General features: G+C 61.7%; 19 protein-coding genes, 1 tRNA gene and 1 pseudogene. 12 read left to right on the top strand and 9 right to left on the bottom strand.

The annotated features are described in order from the left end of the window. Window positions 1-81: 81 nt before the first annotated feature. Together SB659_RS15000 and SB659_RS14995 are read right to left on the bottom strand one after the other, a co-directional pair. Window positions 82-163, bottom strand: a tRNA-Tyr gene (locus SB659_RS15000). A 128-nt stretch (window positions 164-291) separates the two neighbouring features. Then, window positions 292-558 (bottom strand): hypothetical protein, encoded by a 267-nt coding sequence (locus tag SB659_RS14995; RefSeq protein ID WP_410550913.1) that lies wholly within the window; start codon window positions 556-558, stop codon window positions 292-294. Between the two features lie 179 nt (window positions 559-737). On the opposite strand from SB659_RS14995, the gene SB659_RS14990 reads away from it, so the two are divergent. From SB659_RS14990 to efeB, 5 genes are all read left to right on the top strand, one after another. After that, complete coding sequence (locus tag SB659_RS14990; RefSeq protein ID WP_284975420.1) at window positions 738-1,229, top strand: YajQ family cyclic di-GMP-binding protein; 492 nt, start codon at window positions 738-740, stop codon at window positions 1,227-1,229. 102 nt (window positions 1,230-1,331) lie between these two features. Then, window positions 1,332-1,475: a hypothetical protein gene (locus tag SB659_RS14985; RefSeq protein WP_284980255.1), complete on the top strand. Its 144-nt coding sequence runs from the start codon at window positions 1,332-1,334 to the stop codon at window positions 1,473-1,475. A 135-nt stretch (window positions 1,476-1,610) separates the two neighbouring features. After that, window positions 1,611-2,462 carry an iron uptake transporter permease EfeU gene (gene efeU, locus SB659_RS14980; protein WP_410550912.1) on the top strand — a complete coding sequence of 284 codons (852 nt, stop codon included), beginning with the start codon at window positions 1,611-1,613 and terminating at the stop codon, window positions 2,460-2,462. A gap of 48 nt (window positions 2,463-2,510) precedes the next feature. Further along, the gene (efeO, locus tag SB659_RS14975) at window positions 2,511-3,698 is read left to right on the top strand and encodes an iron uptake system protein EfeO (RefSeq protein WP_284980253.1); all 1,188 of its coding nucleotides are present in this window, start codon (window positions 2,511-2,513) and stop codon (window positions 3,696-3,698) included. After that, on the top strand, window positions 3,695-5,056 hold the full coding sequence (efeB, locus tag SB659_RS14970) for an iron uptake transporter deferrochelatase/peroxidase subunit (protein WP_410550911.1): 1,362 nt from the start codon (window positions 3,695-3,697) through the stop codon (window positions 5,054-5,056). The genes efeO and efeB overlap by 4 nt, the downstream gene beginning before the upstream one ends. An 11-nt stretch (window positions 5,057-5,067) precedes the next feature. On the opposite strand, the gene htpX is transcribed toward efeB, so the two are convergent. Both htpX and SB659_RS14960 read right to left on the bottom strand, forming a co-directional pair. Continuing rightward, window positions 5,068-5,928 carry a zinc metalloprotease HtpX gene (gene htpX / locus SB659_RS14965; RefSeq protein WP_410550924.1) on the bottom strand — a complete coding sequence of 287 codons (861 nt, stop codon included), beginning with the start codon at window positions 5,926-5,928 and terminating at the stop codon, window positions 5,068-5,070. Window positions 5,929-6,020: 92 nt separating this feature from the next. Next, window positions 6,021-7,291, bottom strand: a pseudogene (locus SB659_RS14960) (MFS transporter). A 130-nt stretch (window positions 7,292-7,421) separates the two neighbouring features. On the opposite strand from SB659_RS14960, the gene SB659_RS14955 reads away from it, so the two are divergent. From SB659_RS14955 to SB659_RS14925, 7 genes are all read left to right on the top strand, one after another. Next, complete coding sequence (locus SB659_RS14955) at window positions 7,422-7,889, top strand: Fur family transcriptional regulator (RefSeq protein WP_284975426.1); 468 nt, start codon at window positions 7,422-7,424, stop codon at window positions 7,887-7,889. Between the two features lie 25 nt (window positions 7,890-7,914). Next, window positions 7,915-9,411, top strand: a complete 1,497-nt coding sequence (locus SB659_RS14950; protein WP_410550910.1) for a catalase — start codon at window positions 7,915-7,917, stop codon at window positions 9,409-9,411. Between the two features lie 120 nt (window positions 9,412-9,531). After that, window positions 9,532-10,167, top strand: a complete 636-nt coding sequence (locus SB659_RS14945) for a DUF2461 domain-containing protein (protein WP_284980249.1) — start codon at window positions 9,532-9,534, stop codon at window positions 10,165-10,167. 367 nt (window positions 10,168-10,534) lie between these two features. Continuing rightward, window positions 10,535-10,717: a hypothetical protein gene (locus tag SB659_RS14940; RefSeq protein WP_284980312.1), complete on the top strand. Its 183-nt coding sequence runs from the start codon at window positions 10,535-10,537 to the stop codon at window positions 10,715-10,717. Further along, on the top strand, window positions 10,692-11,252 hold the full coding sequence (locus SB659_RS14935; RefSeq protein WP_410550923.1) for a GAF and ANTAR domain-containing protein: 561 nt from the start codon (window positions 10,692-10,694) through the stop codon (window positions 11,250-11,252). Before SB659_RS14940 ends, SB659_RS14935 begins: the two co-directional genes overlap by 26 nt. Window positions 11,253-11,260: 8 nt before the next feature. Further along, window positions 11,261-11,563, top strand: coding sequence for a hypothetical protein (locus SB659_RS14930; RefSeq protein WP_284980248.1), 303 nt, complete (start codon window positions 11,261-11,263; stop codon window positions 11,561-11,563). 136 nt (window positions 11,564-11,699) lie between these two features. Further along, a complete protein-coding gene (locus SB659_RS14925) occupies window positions 11,700-12,422 on the top strand; it encodes an ANTAR domain-containing protein (protein ID WP_410550909.1) in 723 nt (240 codons plus the stop codon). A gap of 120 nt (window positions 12,423-12,542) precedes the next feature. Here SB659_RS14925 and SB659_RS14920 read toward each other — a convergent pair whose 3' ends face one another. The 5 genes from SB659_RS14920 to SB659_RS14900 form a co-directional block, all read right to left on the bottom strand. Next, complete coding sequence (locus tag SB659_RS14920; protein WP_410550908.1) at window positions 12,543-14,099, bottom strand: amino acid permease; 1,557 nt, start codon at window positions 14,097-14,099, stop codon at window positions 12,543-12,545. 147 nt (window positions 14,100-14,246) lie between these two features. Next, window positions 14,247-14,663, bottom strand: coding sequence for a DUF779 domain-containing protein (locus SB659_RS14915; RefSeq protein ID WP_410550907.1), 417 nt, complete (start codon window positions 14,661-14,663; stop codon window positions 14,247-14,249). Window positions 14,664-14,689: 26 nt separating this feature from the next. Beyond that, complete coding sequence (locus SB659_RS14910; protein WP_410550906.1) at window positions 14,690-16,213, bottom strand: aldehyde dehydrogenase family protein; 1,524 nt, start codon at window positions 16,211-16,213, stop codon at window positions 14,690-14,692. A gap of 71 nt (window positions 16,214-16,284) precedes the next feature. After that, window positions 16,285-17,640: a transcriptional regulator gene (locus tag SB659_RS14905; RefSeq protein ID WP_410550905.1), complete on the bottom strand. Its 1,356-nt coding sequence runs from the start codon at window positions 17,638-17,640 to the stop codon at window positions 16,285-16,287. A gap of 74 nt (window positions 17,641-17,714) precedes the next feature. Further along, window positions 17,715-19,154, bottom strand: coding sequence for an FAD-dependent oxidoreductase (locus tag SB659_RS14900; protein WP_284980242.1), 1,440 nt, complete (start codon window positions 19,152-19,154; stop codon window positions 17,715-17,717). Between the last annotated feature and the right edge of the window lie 49 nt (window positions 19,155-19,203).

Below are 19,203 nucleotides of genomic sequence, written 5' to 3'. Positions count from 1 at the left end.
GAAAAACACCCCGGTCCGAAGACCGGGGTGTAACCGATGACTCGACTCATCCGTGAAGGATGTCTCGACTCATCACATGGGTGGCAGATGAGGGATTCGAACCCCCGTAGGCGTTGCCAGCTGATTTACAGTCAGCCCCCTTTGGCCGCTCGGGTAATCTGCCGAACTTCAAAAGAAGATCACTTCCGGAGACCATTTCTTTCCGATCCGGTAACCGAAGGCAGAGATAACCTTACAGAACTTCCCGCGAAGAATCTAATCGGCAAACCCGGGCCTCGAGGCCACGGTATTTCAAGCCTGCCCGAGTATTCGGCCAGCAAGCCTCGCTTCGAACTTTTGGGCCTGCTCGGCGGTGATCTGGTTTAGCTGCACAGCACGGAGCAGATCAGTGTGGATGCCGTCCATTCGCGCGTCGGCATTAGGGACGGGGCTGAGGACTATGGATGCCGCGACGGCGGCTGCAGCAACCGCACTTGCTGCCGCTACTGCTGCCGTGCCGATAGAACCCGCTGCCGCAGAGGCGGACTTACCGACGTAACGGACGGCCTTGGTGCTCATGCTTACCTCCGGTTGTGCTCTTCCAACTTGGTACAACTCTCCGGCCAGGTCCTCGGTTCCAGCCAAGCGTGTGCTGTGAGCGAACTGTGAAAGCTGTCCACCGTTCCAACAGTGGCCGTCCGTACTAGGCTGGATGCCAGACCAACCGCCCTTACAGGGCCCCCAACCTAAGGAGAGTCATGGCAGGCGAATCCACGTTCGACGTCGTCAGCAAGGTAGACAAGCAAGAGGTCGCCAACGCGCTCAATCAGTCCCAGAAGGAAATCGCCCAGCGTTACGACTTCAAGGGCGTGGGCGCAGAGATCGATTTCAGCGGTGAAAAGATCCTGATGAAGGCCAACTCGGAGGACCGCGTACTCGCTGTCCTGGATGTGTTCCAGTCCAAGCTCATCAAGCGCGGCATCTCACTGAAATCGTTGGAGCAGGGCGAACCGTTCCCCTCGGGTAAGGAGTTCCGCCTTGAGTGCTCCATCAAGGAGGGCATCGCCCAGGACATCGCGAAGAAGATCAACAAGATCATCCGCGATGAGGCCCCCAAGTCAGTAAAGTCCCAGATTCAGGGCGATGAACTTCGCGTCACCTCCAAGTCCCGCGATGACCTGCAGGAGACCATGAATATCCTGAAGAAGTTCGACGAAGCCGATCTTCAGTTCGTCAACTTCCGCAGCTAAGTCCGTTCCGCAGGCACCGAGGGTCGCAGCGAGCAATTGTGCTCCTGCGGCCCTCGTCGTCTTCCTCAGCGTACGCTCAGATTGTGCTGTCACGGTGTGACGGTGACAACTGAACTACGCCCCGCAACCGGTGACAAGCTGGCCGACATCCAGCAGTTCGCCGAAGACCTCCGATCCTCGGATAACCCGGACGAAGTTGCCGTCGGCCTCAAGCTCCTGCTCATCCTCAAGGGCAAAAACACCTAGATCGCCAAGACGCAGCGCCCCTACCCAGCAGCGTATTGTCATTACGTCACGAAAACTTTGCGTAATGACCGCCACACAGTATTCTTTCTCATTAGGCGAGCCTAAGTACGGCTTCCCTTAGCGAAAGAATTGATCATGACCGCCAATTTCCTGATCGGCCTGCGCGAAGGCCTCGAGGCATCCCTCGTCGTTGTCCTCCTGATGACCTACCTCGTCAAAACAGGCAGGCAGTCCTTGATCCCAAGGCTATGGGCCGGCGTTGCCCTCGCTATCGCTGTATCCCTTGGATTCGGCGCCCTCCTGACCTTCGGTCCCCGTGGGCTGATCTTCGAGGCCCAGGAGGCAATCGGTGGCGGCCTGTCCATAGTGGCCGTCGCCTTGGTGACCTGGATGGTCTTCTGGATGGCGCGCACGGCGCGCAGCCTGGGCGGCGAGTTGCGCTCGCACGTGGATAAGGCGGCCGACGGCGCCGCCTGGGGACTGGTCTTGGTGGCAGCCCTGGCCGTGGGCCGTGAAGGGCTGGAAACAGCTCTGTTCATTTGGGCCGCCGCGCAGTCCACCGGAGCAAGCACTCTCCCGCTGGTGGGTGCATTGCTCGGTCTCTTGGCTGCCGCTGGCCTCGGGTACCTGCTGCACCGGGGAGTCCTGAAAGTGAACCTGGGCCGCTTCTTCACCTGGACCGGAGTTGGACTGATTATCATCGCCGGGGGCGTGTTGGCTTACGGCGTCCACGACCTGCAGGAAGCCGGCATCTTCCCAGGCCTGCACAGCCTGGCCTTCGACGTCTCAGCCGCCGTGCCGCCGTCGTCGTGGTACGGCACTTTGCTCAAAGGCACCCTGAACTTCTCCCCCGCAACCACTTGGCTCGAGGCCACGGTCTGGTTGCTGTACGTCATTCCCGTGCTGTTCCTGTACATCCGCGCCAATAGGTCTCCTGCTGCGCAACCGGTACGCAGTCCGGCTGCCGCGGTCACCGCGCACCCCTGATCCCGCTCCGCTCACACTCGCTTCCCCTCGAACCTAAAGGACACGCCCATGCCTGGCGCCGCCATGCCCGCTTCGCCCACATTCCGTAGAGTGCTTGCCGTACTCGGCGCAGCAGTCGCTGTGCCTTTGGTACTGACTGGTTGCACGGACAATGCCAAACCTGCGAGCGCAACCGGGGGCCCCATCCAGGTGAGCAGCACCGCAACCGAGTGCAAGCTGTCTGCCACCAGCGCCCCGAGTGGCAACCTGACGTTCTCCGTGAAGAACGATGGAACCGAAATCACCGAGTTCTATCTGCTCGCCGAGGATGGCTTGCGGATCCTCGGCGAAGTGGAGAACATCGGCCCGGGCATTACCCGGAACTTGGTGGTCACCGTTTCCGCTGGCAAGTACACCACGGCGTGCAAACCGGGCATGCAGGGTGACGGGATCCGCGGCTCCTTCGAGGTCACGGACTCGGGCAACAAGCCCAGCCTCAATGCCGACCACCAGAAACTCCTGGATACCGGGACCCAGCAGTACGCAGCCTACGTCAAAGACCAAAGCGAGCAATTACTCACGGGGACCAAAGACTTCGCCGCTGCCTTCGCTGCCGGAGACGCCGCCAAAGCCCGTGACCTCTATGCAGCCACGCGCATGCACTGGGAACGCATCGAGCCCGTAGCGGAGTCCTTTGGTGACCTTGACCCGAAGTTGGACGCCCGCGAGGCGGACCTTGAGCCGGGGCAGGAATGGACCGGCTGGCACCGGGCTGAAAAGGACCTGTTCCCACCCGCTGGGTACACCCCTATGACGCAGGCAGAGCGCCAGGCTGTCTCCACCAACTTGATCGCCACCACGGAGGATCTGGTCCAACGGACCCGGTCCGTGACACTGACGGCGGACAAGCTCGGCAACGGCGCCAAGGAACTCCTCGATGAAGTGGCCACCGGTAAAGTCACCGGTGAGGAAGAGATCTGGTCCCACACCGACCTCTGGGATTTCCAAGCCAATGTTGATGGCGCCCGGATCGCCTTCGAAAGTCTCAAGCCTGCACTGAAGGAAAAGGATGCGGATCTCGCCGCCTCACTGGACGAGAAATTCACCGCCCTTCAAACAGAGCTGAAAAAGCACGCCAAGGGCGACGGCTTTGCCTACTACAACGAGCTCAGCAAGGACCAGGTGCAGCAGCTTGCGGCCTTGGTCGACGCGTTGGCCGAACCCCTCTCCAAGCTCACCGCTTCGGTGGTGCTGTGAGCGGCTGCCCTTTCGGACACGGCGGTGAGGTTTCCGGCGGTGCAGCCGGGGGTGCCCCTAACGAATCTCGACAGACGAGCGGGTTTTCGCGCCGCGGTTTGCTGTCCATTGCGGGCATTGGCGGTGCCGGGGCCGTCGCCGGCTTGGCTGCCGGGTTTCTGGGCCACGACGCCGTCGCGGCCACACCGGCAGGAGCTACCGCGCCTAGCACCGATGCCGCCGTGGTGCCTTTCTTCGGCGATTATCAGGCCGGAATCACCACTCCCGCCCAGGACCGCCTCCACATGGCCGCTTTCGATGTAACCACCGAGGACCGCAAGGACCTGGTCAAGCTCCTGCGTGATTGGACCGCCGCAGCGGAGGCCATGACCGCAGGCAAGCCCACCGGCGAGACTGGCGCCGTCGACGGACCGTACAACGCTCCGCCCGAGGACACCGGGGAGGCGCTGGATCTCGCCGCCGCACATTTGACCTTGACGTTTGGCTTTGGGGCGGGGCTTTTCGAGAAGGACGGCAAGGCCCGATTCGGCCTGGAGGGCCGCCGCCCCGAAGCCCTGATCGATCTTCCGCACTTTCCCGGGGACGATCTTCAGCCCGGGCGGACCGGCGGGGACATTGTCATCCAGGCCTGCGCCGACGACCCCCAAGTGGCAGTCCACGCCATCCGCAACCTGGCCCGGATCGGCTTCGGCAAGGTCCGGGTGCGCTGGTCGCAGTTGGGTTTTGGGCGCACGTCCTCCACCTCAAGGGCGCAGGCGACACCCCGGAATCTCTTTGGCTTCAAGGACGGCACCAACAACCTCAAAGTGGAGGACAACTCGCTCTTGAACGACCATGTGTGGGTGGCTCCCGGGGACCGTGCCGGGGAGCAGTGGATGGCCGGGGGAAGCTACCTTGTGGCACGCCGTATCCAGATGCACATAGAGACGTGGGACAGGACGTCGCTTCGGGAACAGGAGGGTTTGATCGGACGCACCAAGGGCACCGGGGCGCCGCTGTCCGGAGGCGACGAGTTCACCGCTCCCGACTTCAAGCTCGCCGGGCGGGACGGAACCCCCTTGGTCCCCCTCGACTCGCACATGCGCCTCGCCCATCCCGACCAGAACGACGGCGTACGGATGCTGCGCCGCGGTTACAACTTCACGGACGGCTCTGACGGCCTGGGCCACCTGGATGCGGGGTTGTTCTTCATCGCATTCGTCAAGGATCCCAGGACCCACTACGTGCCCATGCAACTGGCACTGGCCAAGGGCGACACACTCTCCGTGGACTACCTCAAGCACACAGGCTCGGGGCTGTTCGCCGTGCCACCGGGCATTAAACAGGGTGGCTTCATCGGCGAAGGCCTGTTCTCCTAACCCGGCGGGGGCTAACGGACCGCCATTCGCTCCAGGCGGCTGATCCTCTCCTTCATGGGAGGATGCGTGGCAAAAATCCGCCGCATTCCGCCGCCACGGAATGGATTCGCGATCATGAGATGCGAAGCATTGACGAGGTTCTGGTCCTGTGGGAGCGGAATTTGTGTGACGCCATTCTCGATCTTGCGCAGGGCTGAGGCGAGCGCCAGCGGATCGCCGGTCAACCGCGCTCCGTCCTCATCGGCGTCGTACTCCCGCGTGCGGGAGATGGCCATCTGGATCAAGGACGCGGCAAAAGGTGCCAACAGTGCCATCGCGATCATGGCGAGCGGGTTTGCGTTGCGGCGGTCCCCGCCGCCGAAGAACAACAACATCTGCCCCACGGACGTGATGACCCCAGCCACCGCGGCGGCAACCGAAGATGTCAGGATGTCGCGGTTGTACACATGCATGAGCTCGTGGCCCAGCACGCCCGGAAGTTCGCGGGCGTCGAGCAAGTGCAGTATCCCTTCCGTGCAGCACACGGCGGCGTTCTTGGGGTTCCGCCCTGTGGCGAAGGCGTTGGGCGTCATGGTGGGCGAGAGGTAGATCCGCGGCATGGGTTTGTTGGCCCGCATCGAAAGCTCCCGGACGATCTGATAGAGCTGCGGGGCTTGCGCTTCGCTGACCGGATAGGCGGCCATGGAGCGAATCGCGATTTTATCGCTGTTCCAGTAGCCGTAAGCCGTGGTCGCCACACCCAGCAAGGCCATGATCCACAGCGGCGCGGCACTCCGCGTTCCGGCCCCGATGATGGCGCCCAGTCCCAGCAACACCGCCCATAGCACGCCAAAGAGTGCGGCGGTCTTGAGGCCGTTGTTGTGGTTTCGCACCGTGGTCATCGTCCCTTTCATCAGTTCGCATGTGGATTGGTTGTCAGGTGGATTAGCTAATGACCTTAACGACGACGGCGGCCGTACTGTTCCTACGGCGTCGGGTGTTTGGCATCGTACGCCGCAAATCCGGGCTGGATTCGCGCGGCCAGCAGGGCAAGGACCATGCAGACCATCCCTCCCGCGAGCAGCACCCCACCCTCGCTGAGGAATCGGGTGACCCCGCCGGCAACCAGGTCACCGATGCGTGGTCCACCGGCAACCACCACCACGAACACACCTTGCAGGCGCCCACGGAGATGGTCGGGCGTGGCCGACTGGAGAATGGTGGTTCGGAAAACGGCACTGACGGAATCCGCGATTCCGGCGAGCGCGCAGCAAAGAGCCGCGGGAATCAGCCAGGATGTCACGCCTCCTCGCCCTGATTCACCGGCCAGGAGGACCACCGGCCAAAGGCGGCGATTGAACCACCCCAGCCGATCACGGACCACACAACTGCGCTCCCCTGCCGTCGGACCCGTCCCAGCGGTCCCGAGAAGAGGCCCGCGAGAAATGCGCCGACAGCCGTTGCCGCGAGGAGCACCCCTACTGTGGTTTCACCGCCTCCGATCATCACGGCTCCGATAGCCGGCATCAGAGCGCGCGGCTGGGCGAAGATCATGGCGATGAGGTCGATGATGAAGGTCATGCGGACGTTGGGGCGTGTGCCGAGGAACCGGAATCCCTCAACCACTGAGCGAAGTCCCGGCCGTGCGGCGTCGTGGGATGGCGGCATGGCCGGGAGTCCCAAAAGGCCCCACAGCGCGAAAGTGAAACTGATGACATCGATGGTGTATGTCCAGCCGAAGCCGATGCTCGCTACCAGTACGCCTGCCAGCAATGGCCCGGCCGTCATCGAAAGGCCGAAGGTCAGCATGTTCAGTGCATTTGCAGCTGGAAGCAATTCCTTGCGGACCAATAGCGGGATGATCGCGCTGCGTGCGGGTCCGTTGATTCCCTGCGCGCCGCTCTGGATAGCTACCAGCACGTAGAGGATCCAGATGTTGCCTAAGTGCAACCATGCCTGCAGGGCCAAACCCGCCGTGGATGCCCACAGGACCAGGGAAGCAATCAGGGCAACTTTCCGGCGGTCGTAAGCATCTGACACTGATCCGCCATATAGCCCCGCAACAACGAGGGGCACCAAGGCGAAGATGCCGAGCAAGCCGACATAGAGGCTCTGTTGGGTCAGCCGGTAGACCTCCAAACTGACAGCCACCAAAGTGAGTTGGGAACCGACGGCGGCTATGGACGCCCCCAGCCACAGTCGTCGAAATGCGGGACTCTCCTTGAGGGGGGTGATGTCCGCCAATAGTTTTGCCACCGTGTAAGCCTAATCAGCGCGCACCAGCCCGGGCCGCAAGACGGGCAAGTTACGGAAGGTTTTGCTTTGTTCACGCCAAGTTAGCCACGCCTTATTGTGAACTCCTAATAATAAGTGTTTCAATGAATGCATGACCGCACTCACAGCCGAACAGGAAACATGGGCCGCTGAGCTGCGTGCCCACGGCCGGCGAGTCACCAAACAGCGCCTGGCTGTGCTTGCGGCAGTCCAGCACCACCCGCACTCTCCCGCCGAAGGAATACTCGCGGCCGCCCGCCAGGAGCTTCCCGAACTAACGGCCCAGTCCGTCTATGTGGTCCTCAGCGACCTGACTGACCTTGAGATGCTGCGCCGGTTCGAGCCACCGCACTCCCCCGCACTCTATGAAACCCGCGTGGGCGACAACCACCACCACGCCGTCTGTACCAGTTGCGGCCGTGTTGAAGACGTCGATTGCGCGGTGGGGCACGCACCGTGCCTTACGCCGCATTGGAGTGGGAACTCCAAGCCCATGACCATCCGGATCGCAGATGTCCTCTACCAAGGCATCTGCCAGGACTGCCAGTCCAAACAACAGCTTCCCGTAAACCTCACGTAACCAAGAAATAGAAAAAAGGAGAACGATGACCGCGAATATCACGCCCGTTCAGTCGACCACCCAGTCCGGTGCCCCCGTCACCTCGGACGCTCACTCGAAGTCCGTCGGCGCTGACGGTGCCATCATCCTGACTGACCACTACCTTGTGGAAAAGCTCGCCCAGTTCAACCGCGAGCGGGTCCCGGAGCGCGTAGTTCACGCCAAGGGCGGCGGAGCTTTCGGCACGTTCAAAACCACCTCGGACGTTTCCGCATACACCAAGGCGGCCTTCCTGCAGCCCGGCGTCGAGACGGATATGCTGATCCGTTTCTCCTCCGTCGCAGGCGAAAACGGCTCCCCTGACACGTGGCGCGACCCTCGCGGTTTCGCGGTGAAGTTCTACACCTCAGAGGGCAACTACGACCTCGTCGGCAACAACACCCCGGTGTTCTTCATCCGCGACGGCATCAAGTTCCCGGACTTCATCCACTCCCAGAAGCGCCTCCCGGGCAGCCACCTGCGCGACGCCGATATGCAGTGGGACTTCTGGACGCTCTCCCCGGAGTCGGCGCACCAGGTGACCTGGCTCATGGGCGACCGCGGCCTCCCGGCTTCCTGGCGTGAAATGCAGGGCTACGGCTCGCACACTTACCAGTGGATCAACGAGGCCGGCGAGCGTTTCTGGGTCAAGTACCACTTCAAGTCCAACCAGGGCGTGGACTCCATGACCGGAGACCAGGCAGAAGCACTTGCCGGCTCGGATGCAGACTTCTACATCCGCGACCTGCAGGAAAACATCGACGCCGGCAACTTCCCCTCGTGGGAACTGCACGTCCAGGTGATGCCGTATGAGGACGCCAAGACGTACCGCTTCAACCCGTTCGACCTCACCAAGGTGTGGCCGCACTCGGACTACCCGCTGATCCACGTGGGCACCATGGAACTGAACAAGAACCCGGAGAACTACTTCGCGCAGATCGAGCAGGCCACCTTCGCGCCGTCGAACTTCGTGCCGGGGATCGCGGCTTCACCGGACAAGATGCTGCAGGCCCGCATCTTCTCCTACGCGGACGCGCACCGTTACCGCGTGGGCACCAACCACGCACAGATCCCGGTGAACCAGCCGAAGAACGCTGTGCACAACTACAGCCAGGACGGCCAGGGACGCTACCTGTTCAACGCTCCCACCACTCCGGTGTACGCACCGAACTCAGTCGGTGGACCTGCAGCGGTCGAGCCGCTCTCCCCCGCCGGTGGCTGGGAGAATGATGGAGAACTGACCCTCTCCGCTCACACCCTGCACGCTGAGGACGACGACTTCGGCCAGGCCGGAACCTTGTACCGCGAGGTCTACGATGAAGCTGCCAAGGCCCGCTTCCTCGACACGATCACCGGTGCCGTCGGTGGCGTGAAGAGCGCCGATATCAAGGAACGCGCTATCCAGTACTGGACCAACGTCGACGCCGAACTCGGTGCCAAGCTGCGCGCCAACCTCGGTGCCGGCCAGACCACGTCAGACGCTGAAGCAGCCAACAAGCTCTAAGCTCTACGGCTTCTTGGGACACCCCGTCACGGATCTCCGTGGCGGGGTGTCCCTTTTCTTTTTCCACATAGCCTTAGCGGCCTATGGTTGTCGCTCGGCCCCGATCCATAGGATCTTCTCATGAGCACATTCGAGGGCATCCCCACCGCTGCATTCCGCTTCTACGCCGAGCTTGAAGAGAACAACAACCGCGAGTGGTGGTTGGAACACAAAAAGACGTACGACGACTGCGTGCGGGGTCCGCTGGCAGCTCTTCTTGCGGAGTTGGAGCCGGAGTTCGGGCCAGCCAAAATTTTCCGTCCCAATAGGGACGTCAGGTTCTCGCAGGACAAGTCTCCGTACAAGACGGCCCAGGGAGCTTTCGCTGCGATCCAGGAGGGCGTGGGCTATTACCTCCAAGTCAGCGCTGACGGTCTGTTGGTGGGCGGCGGATACCATTCCCACACACCAGCCCAACTGGCGCGCTTCAGGGCTGCAGTTGACGCTCCGGACAGCGGCTTGGAGTTGGAGCGCATCATGGACTCCGTGACCTCCGCCGGGTTTACCGTCGAGGGCGAAAAACTCAAAACCGTTCCCCGCGGTTTCGACAAAGACCACCCCCGGGGTGAGCTGCTCAAACATAAGACGCTATCTGCCCGAGAGCATCTGGGAGAGCCTGCCTGGGTCTCGACGGACGCTGCGGTGGAACACGTCGCCGCTCGTTGGGAAGCGCTCAAGCCCCTGGTGCAATGGGTCAGCGTTCATGCCGCACCGTGACGGACAGCCAGCAAGACTGTGGGTCAGAAAGACTGTGGGTCTAAAGATCGTGGCGGTTCTAAGACCGTGATTCTGATCCCAATGTGTCAGCGATGTGCGATTGCTCGGTGATGGAGGATCCATCGGTGCGGGCCAGGACTAGGATCGTAAGTGGGACCTGTAGGCGCATGCTCTGCGTGACTCTGCGGACGGTTGACCGAAATCAACTCGGGCGCAGCAATCGCGCGGGCTGTCGTGGATGTTTGTCTTTTCTATTTTTGGGTAGAACAGGCACACACGAGGGCCGCTTCGGGTGGCTGCAGCACGTCAGGTCATCAGGTTCCGCGGCAGCCAGGGCAGTCCTTGGCACTATAGAGGCGAGAAAGCAATGAACGATTTCCTTCCACTGGCAAGTGAACTTACTGCCTTGGCAGGACCAGCAGCAGGTGGTTCCCTCACGGAGGAGAACGCCGCTAAAGCCGTGCAATCCCTCGCGTACGTCCTCAAGGACTCGGTACCCCAGCGCAACAGGTGCTGGCGCGTCAATCATCAACGCCCGCGGACGCCGTGAAAGCGCAGGCGCAACGGACCCGGTAGTACTACAGGCCGACAAGCTTCAGTACATGCTCGGGATAGGCCCATGCCTGAGCGCCTGGGCAGAGCAACGCCCTATCCTCATCCAGGACATCACGAGGGAGACCCGCTGGCCGGAGTGGACGGCCCGGATCACCGGTCTTCCGCTGCGGTCCGTGCTCAGCGCCCCGCTGACAACCGAAGGAAGGCGCATTGGTGCGATCAAGGTCTACTCGTCGGCTCCCAACGCCTTCGATGATCACTCGGTATTCCTCATCGAACGGCTCGCCACCCCCGCGGCTGTGATGCTCGGCAACGCCCGGGACAGGGAAGCCACGGAGCGGATGAGCTCACAACTGGTAGAAGCCTTGTCCAACCGCGACTTGATCTCGCGGGCTCAGGGTGTGCTCATGGAACGGATGAAGCTCACGGCCAGGGAAACCCTGACCGTCATGCTCTCCGCCTCCAAAGGCGGAGACAAGCCCTTGCACGAGATAGCCCGGGAGATCGTCAACGGAATGACCAACCAGTAGGAGAACCTGTGGAGTCGTTCGATGAACCAAACGGACAAGCACCAGCAACGCGCCGGGCTATGGAAGAAGCCGGTCTCCGGCTCAACGCTGTCTGGATGCGGTACTTCAGCTTCACTGGAGAAGCCGGCGAGTACGAAATCGACGCCTACCTCAACGGATCATTAGAGCTGCCCGCCCACGAACGTGACCTCATCTCCCACGCGGTCAATGAACTCATCAAAGAGCTCCCACCGCGGCGGATGGCGCCCTACAGCGGTAAACCTCCCGAGACGCACCAAGAGCAAAATTCATCAAGCGAAAACCCCTCATGAAACCCGGGCTCCGGAAGGCGGCCCGTCCCGCGTGCTTCCGAGCAGCGCAAACCTTTACAGGCGTCCCTGCCTTGCAGGGGTCCCTTCCTTACAGGGAGCCCTTCGATCCTTGAGCGTCTGCTCCTATGATGGAAATGTGGGTGATCGCGAAGAGGACCAGCAACGTCTTCGCCAGCTCATAGCCGGCAGCGAGGACGTCAGAAGCTTCCTTGACGGAATGACACGCTATGCGGCCACACTGATGAGCCGAGCCACAGGCGCGCCAGTACAGTGCGCCCTGATTCTGTGGCGGCCCGGGGGTCCTGTAAGTATTGTCGGAAGCAGCAACGACGCACTCTGGCAGGGAGGGCTGGCATACGTGTGGGGTAACGGGCCCGCCCTGGAAGCCACGGAAACGTCCCGCCTCATCGTTATTGCCGACACGAGCCTGGACCAGCGTTGGCCGGACTACGCCAAAAGCCTTGCCTCCGCCCACATTCGGAACGTCTTAATCGTTCCCTTGGGTGTTGGGAAAGACGCGTCCGCAGCTCTGCACTTCTTCGCCGACAGGACAGGGGTCTTCACAGGGCAGGCTATCAGGGACGCAACCGGGTTTGCCGAGAGCGCGGGCCCAGCACTACGCCTCACCCTTCGCATGCCGACCTCTGGCGGGAATGACGAGGACCTGTACGCCGCCTTGGCCCGGCGGGCACCTATCGAACTCGCCAGCCGGATGATCATGTCCCGAAACAATTGCACTCGCGCCGAGGCCCGGTCGGTACTCCTCGGGAGATCCCGGAGTAACCACCAAAAACTTCAGAGTGTTGCCGAAGACATCATTGCGGGGTTCCCGGGAGGACCGCGCTTCTACCAACCTTGAAGATCGGGACCCGCCACGGCCACGTGGCAGCACCGACACAAGAGCGCCCGGAACCATTCTCTCCGGGCGCTCCATGGGGCACATACCAGTCAGCTGTCTGACAAGACAGCCCTGCCGATGTCAGACCTTGGTATAGCTGCCTTCCGACGTTCCGCGGTGTGTTTCGTCCTCGCCCGCAGGGGTGTTGACGGCGGCCTTCGCAGAGGCGAACTTCTCATTGAGCCGCGAATGGCGTTGTCCGTAGGAGAAGTAGATGACGATGCCAATGACCAACCAGATAGCGAAGAAGATCCACGTCTCTACGGCGAGGTTGGTCATCAGGTACACGCACAGGACCGCAGAAACCCAAGGGAGCACCTTACCCAAGGGAACCCTGAACGCGGGCTTGAGGTCGGGACGCTTTTTGCGGAGGACAAGGATGCCAAGGCTGACCATCACGAACGCAGACAGTGTCCCGATGTTGATCATTTCTTCCAACAGATCCACGTTCGTCAGCCCGGCCACCAAGGCAACGGCACCGCCGCAAATGATCTGCAAGCGTGCGGGGGTGGATCGTTTGGCGCTGGTCTTCGAAAGGGCGCGGGGCAACAATCCGTCCCGGCTCATTGCCAGGACAACACGTGAGAGGCCCATGAGAAGCACCATGATCACCGTGGTCAGGCCGATCAACGAACCAAAAGCGATGACCTTGGCCGCATCGGTGTTACCTACGGCCTCGAATGCCGTAGTCAGGGTGGGGTTCTTTTCCTGGGCCAGCTGGGCGTAGGAAACCATGCCGGTGAGGGCAAGTGAGACCAGAATGTAGAGCAGGGTGACCACAGCCAAGCCGCTGAAGATCCCTCGCGGCAAGGTCTTCTGCGGATTCTTGACTTCCTCGGCGGAAGTGGCCACGACGTCGAAGCCGATGAACGCGAAGAACACCAGCGCAGCACCAGCAAAGATGCCTAAGGTTCCGTATTGGGCCGGGACCGCACCAGTGAGGAAACCAAAGAAGGACTGCTTCATCACGTCGCCTGCACCAGCTCCGGCGGTCGGCTGGGAGGCGGGAACGAAGGGCGTGAAGTTGGAGAACTTGACGTAGCTGAAACCCACGATGATCACAAAGAGCACCACGGCGATCTTGATGATCGTGAAGACATTGCCCACGCGTGCGGACAACTTAGTCCCCAGGACCAGCAAGACGGTAAAGATTGCGACGATGAGGAACGCACCCCAGTAGAGGTCGACGCCGCCGATGTTCAGCGCTGGCGGAACGTCAACACCCATCAAGGCAAAAACCTTGCTGAGGTAGATCCCCCAATATTTGGCGATCACTGCCGCGGCGGTAAACAGTTCCAGGATGAGGTTCCAGCCAATGATCCACGCGAGCACCTCACCCATGGTCGCGTAGGTGAACACGTACGCCGAGCCGGCCACCGGGATCGCCGTGGCGAATTCCGCGTAACACATGATGGCCAGGGCACACGTAACAGCAGCGATGGCAAAGGAGATCGTGACGGCCGGACCGGCAAAGTTCGCTGCGGCTTTGGCCCCAACGGAGAAGATCCCGGCGCCAACCGCAACGGCCACGCCCATAATCATCAAGTCCCAGGTACTGAGGCTGCGCTTGAGCTTACGCCCGGGCTCATCGGCGTCGGCGATCGATTGCTCGATCGACTTGGTCCTGAAAATGTTCATGAAGGTGCCACATTCTGGAGGAGGCTGGTAATGGACTCATCAAGAATAGTGTCCGGCCAATGGACGGCCCCAGTTATTCCAGATACTGAGACGCCCGGATAGCCGATACCCAATAGGCGATTCACGGTTGCACGTCACGGCCCCTCGTCACATCCCCGGGACATTCCAATCCATCAGGGTAGACCTGATGAGGAACCGTTTGCCCTCGGGGGCTTCCACCGAAAACCCGCTTCCCCTGCCAGGGACCACGTCCACGGTGAGGTGGGTGTGCGACCAATAGGCGAATTGTTCCTTGGACATCCAGAATTCCAGCGGCTGCGGTTCCTGAACCGATCCGACGTCGAACCTTCCGAGGAGGACATCGGAGTCCCCGGTCAGGAATTCCCCGGCGGGAAAGCACATCGGGGACGAGCCGTCGCAACAGCCCCCGGACTGATGGAACATCAGCGGACCATGCTGGAGCCACAGTTTACGCAGGAGCTCCACGGCCGCCGCGGTGAGCGCCACCCGGGAGAAATCCTCCCCGGGTAACGTCACCGCAGCGTCCAAGCTGGGGTTGTTCATCGTGAACCTTCCCTGGTGACCGACTCCTAGAAGAAGCCGAGCTTGTTCTCGTTGTAGCTGACCAGGAGGTTCTTGGTCTGCTGGTAGTGGTCCAGCATCATGGCGTGGTTTTCACGGCCGATGCCCGAGGATTTGTATCCGCCGAAGGCAGCACCGGCCGGGTAGGCGTGGTAGTTGTTGATCCACACGCGGCCGGCCTGGATTTCCCGTCCGGCCCGGTAAGCGACGTTTCCGTCACGCGACCAAACACCTGCGCCAAGCCCGTATAGGGTGTCGTTGGCGATACCGATGGCGTCGTTGTAGTCGCTGAATTTAGTAACGGACACCACGGGACCAAAAATCTCTTCCTGGAAGATGCGCATCCGGTTGTGGCCTTCGAAGATGGTGGGCTGGACGTAGTAGCCACCGGCAAGTTCACCGGAGAGTTCGGCCCGCCCGCCGCCTGTGAGGACCTTGGCGCCTTCCTGCTTTCCGATGTCGATGTAGGAGAGGATCTTCTCGAGTTGATCGTTGGACGCCTGGGCACCCACCTGCGTATCAGTGTCCAGCGGGTTGCCTTGGATGATCTTCTGCGTGCGGGCGATGACGTCGGCCATGAAGGAATCGTAGATTCCCTCCTGGACGAGCGCGCGGGAGGGGCAGGTGCACACCTCACCCTGGTTGAAGGCGAAGAGCGTGAAACCTTCCTGGGCTTTGTCGTAGAAGGCATCGTCCCGGGCCGCGACGTCGTCGAAGAAGATGTTGGGGCTCTTACCGCCCAGTTCCAAGGTGACGGGAATGAGGTTGTTGGATGCATATTGGCTGATGAGACGGCCTGTGGTGGTCTCGCCCGTGAAAGCGATCTTGCGGATGCGCGGGCTGGAAGCCAACGGCTTTCCGGCTTCAACCCCGAAGCCATTGACGACGTTCACCACGCCCGCAGGCAGAAGGTCGCTGATCAGTTCCATCAGGACCAGGATGGACGATGGCGTCTGCTCGGCTGGCTTGAGCACCACGGCGTTGCCGGCTGCCAACGCGGGAGCCAGCTTCCACACAGCCATGAGGATGGGAAAGTTCCACGGAATGATCTGGCCCACCACGCCCAACGGTTCCTTGAAGTGGTACGCAGTGGTGTCCTCGTCGAGCTGGGAAAGGTGGCCTTCCTGGGCACGAACGGCTGCGGCGAAGTAGCGGAAGTGGTCGGCGGCCAAGGGGATGTCGGCATTGAGCGTTTCGCGGATGGGCTTGCCGTTGTCCCACGTTTCCGCAACGGCGAGCATCTCCACATTCTCGTCGATACGGTCGGCAATCTTGTTGAGAATGGCCGCGCGTTCGGTGGCCGAGGTCTTCCCCCAAGAAGGCGCAACTTTGTGGGCGGCGTCCAGGGCCAGTTCGATGTCCTCGGACGTTCCGCGGGCAACCTCGCAGAAAGCCTTGCCTGTCACCGGACTGATGTTCTCAAAGTAGGCGCCCTTGACCGGGGCAACCCACTCGCCGCCAATCCAGTTCTCGTACCGGTCCTTGAAGGTAACCTTCGAACCCTCGGCACCTGGCTGGGCGTAAACGGTCATTGCTAGCTCCTTTGCTGCGAATCACGGTGGCTGTCGCCGTTGATCCGAGCCTAGGAGCCGCTACGTTGCAGCTACGTTGCAACCTTGTGAGCCAGCTCACCGTCGATGCGTTCGAGGTCAATGACGACGGCGGCGCGGCGTGGCGAGCGCGGCGGCAGCAGCCTGAGGAGGGCCAGGCGGAGGTCGACGTCGTACTTCGCCTCAGGCAGTTCAGCGTACTTGAGGAGCGAATCGACGCTGCCGTCACTGAGCAGCGCTTCACGCAGCACGTGGGAGAGGCGCTCGCGCAAGTGCACGACGCCGGGCGCCTCCGAACGCGGCAGGACAGCACCTTTGTAGATCTCCAAGGCGATGCGGTGCGCGCCGCGCTGGAGGCAGTTCAGCACTTGCCCGGAGTCAGGAAGCAACTCGACGGGCAGCCGGTAAGGCCGTGACTCGGGAACGGCATCCGGGCTGAGCTCTTGGAGGACCTTGCGCAGACGTACCATCTCGGCGCGAAGTGTTGCCGGGGATCCGCCACCCGGATAGAGCTCGGCGCACAAGTCCTCTGCGCTGAGACCGTCAGGGTGGCTGGAAAGGATGGCCAGGAGCTCGCTGTGCCGTGCCGACAGGGAAACAGTCCGGCCCGCAATGCTGAGCAGGGCTTGGTCCCGTCCGAGCAACTGGAGGCTGTTCCGATACAAGGCCTGGTTCGGAGTCGGCAGCGCGCTGCGGCGACGCGGCCTGTCCCGAACAGCCGCGGCACGCTGCAGGCGTTCGATTCGAAGCTGCGCTTGGGCTGCAGCAACAGTTGCCTCCACTAAGGAGACCGTGTGTGGTGCCACGGCGATGTCGGTACCGGTGATGTCCACAACACCTAGCACCGCTCCGGAATCGGGGTCATGGAAGGGCACGGCGGTGCAGCTCCAGGCATGGGCAGACCTCTTGAAGTGTTCCGCGCCGGCGATCTGGATGCTGCGGTCCAGGGCAAGGGCCGTACCGGGCGCGCTGGTCCCAACGGATGCCTCTGACCAGTCGGAGCCGGCGACGAACATCATCCCTTCTGCGCGCCGCTGCATCACCGGGTCACCGTCCACCCATAGGAGCCGGCCAACGTCGTCGCCCACCGCCACCAAAAGGCCGCTGTCATGGCTGGGCTGGACCAGGAGTTTCCTGATGACCGGCATGATGGCAGCCAACGGATGGTCCTGGCGGTACTGCTCCAGCTCATCTCTGTCCATGGCGAGGGGTGCTTCGGCGAGGTCTGGATTGGCCTTCAGGCTGGCCGAACGCTGCCAGGATTCGCGGACCAATCGGCGCAGGCCGGAGATCTCGGTCGCGGAGTCGGACCGCAGAATGTCCAAGTGTTCGTGCCCGGCCAAGGCACGCTTTTGCAACAGCTTCCCGGCATCGCTACCGGCAACTGCAGGATGGACTGAATTCTTCATGGAACTCCCGTAGTGCGCCGCGCAGGTGGTGCGCGGCACAGTACCGAGGAGTCTAGTTCGTTACAGGGAGATTGTCAGCCACGCGAAATTCTGATCATGTCCTCACGTGGAACAACCTTGATGCGCTCACGAACCACGCCGTCCGGGTTTTCATCCGAAGCCGACCAGGAAGCACCCAAGGCGGTTTCGTGGGCATCGAGCCGGTTCCAGCCCTCCCAGGTGGTGTACTCGATCCCGCGATCATCCAAAAGATCGATGATCGCCTGGGGGTCGGGGTTCTGGGCGGGTGGCAGGTTCAGCCGGTCTTCCAACAGAAACCCAACAGTCTCCAAGGCATCACCCTTGGTATGCCCGATCAGGCCCACGGGCCCGCGTTTGATCCAGCCAGTGGCATAGATGCCGGGCATGTGGTTTCCGTCGGCATCCAGGACGCGTCCGCCGTCGTTCGGTATGACGCCACGGCGGGTATCGTACTCAAGCTCTTCCAGCGGCGAACCATGGTAGCCAATGGCACGGTACACGGACTGGACCGGATATTCGATGAACTCCCCCGTGCCCTTGACGTTTCCGGTGCCATCCAACTGCATGCGCTCGAACTTGATGCCCGCCACCTTTCCCGGTGTCTCCGGCGAGTCCACGATTTCAGCGGGGCTGTGCAGGAAGTGCAGGTGCAGGCGGCGGGAGGACGGCTGCTCTGACTCCGTGTGCTCCTCCACAAGCCAGTTGGTCATGGTGTTGACCATGGTCTTGATCTGGTTGTTGGTGCGTATCGCTTCGTCGGAGGCGTCGTCGAACTCGAAGTCCTCCGGGTACAACACGATGTCCACGTCCTTGCAGTGCGAAAGCTCGCGCAGCTCCAAAGGCGTGAACTTAACCTGCGCGGGACCTCGACGGCCAAAGACGTGGACGTCGGTGACCGGGGACTTCTTGAGCCCGGCGTAGACGTTGTCCGGAATCTCCGTGACAAGCAACTCTTCAGGATGCTTGACCAGCATGCGGGCTACGTCCAAGGCCACGTTGCCGTTGCCGATGACCGCAACTTCCTTGGCATCCAGTGGCCAATCCCGGGGAACGTCCGGATGGCCGTCGTACCACGACACAAAATCCGCTCCACCAAAAGATCCATCAAGCTCGACGCCGGGAATCTTCAGGTCTGCGTCCTTGATGGCACCGGTGGAGAAGATCACTGCGTCATAGAAAGAACGGAAGTCATGGAGGGTGAGGTCCCGGCCATATGTGACATTGCCCAGGAACCTGATATCGCCGCGGTCCAGCACTTTGTGCAGTGCGTTGACGATGCCCTTGATGCGCGGATGGTCAGGCGCAACACCATACCGGATCAAGCCATACGGTGCGGGATAAGCCTCGAAGAGGTCGATGCTGACCTCCACGCGGCCTTCTTTGACCTCCGCGGACTTGGTCAAGATGTCCGCCGCATAGACACCGGCGGGGCCCGCACCGATGATCGCGACGCGAAGCGGCCGTTGGGGAGTGTTATCGGTTGAGTTGGACACCGTTAGCCCTTCCGAAGCAGTGAGCCACGCCGCCGTAGGGGCGTGCAGA

Origin of the sequence: Arthrobacter sp. SIMBA_036, assembly GCF_046535135.1 — a bacterium.
GTDB lineage: Bacteria > Actinomycetota > Actinomycetes > Actinomycetales > Micrococcaceae > Arthrobacter.
The sequence above is the reverse complement of the archived record's forward strand: the minus strand, read 5'-3'. Positions and strand labels throughout refer to the sequence as shown.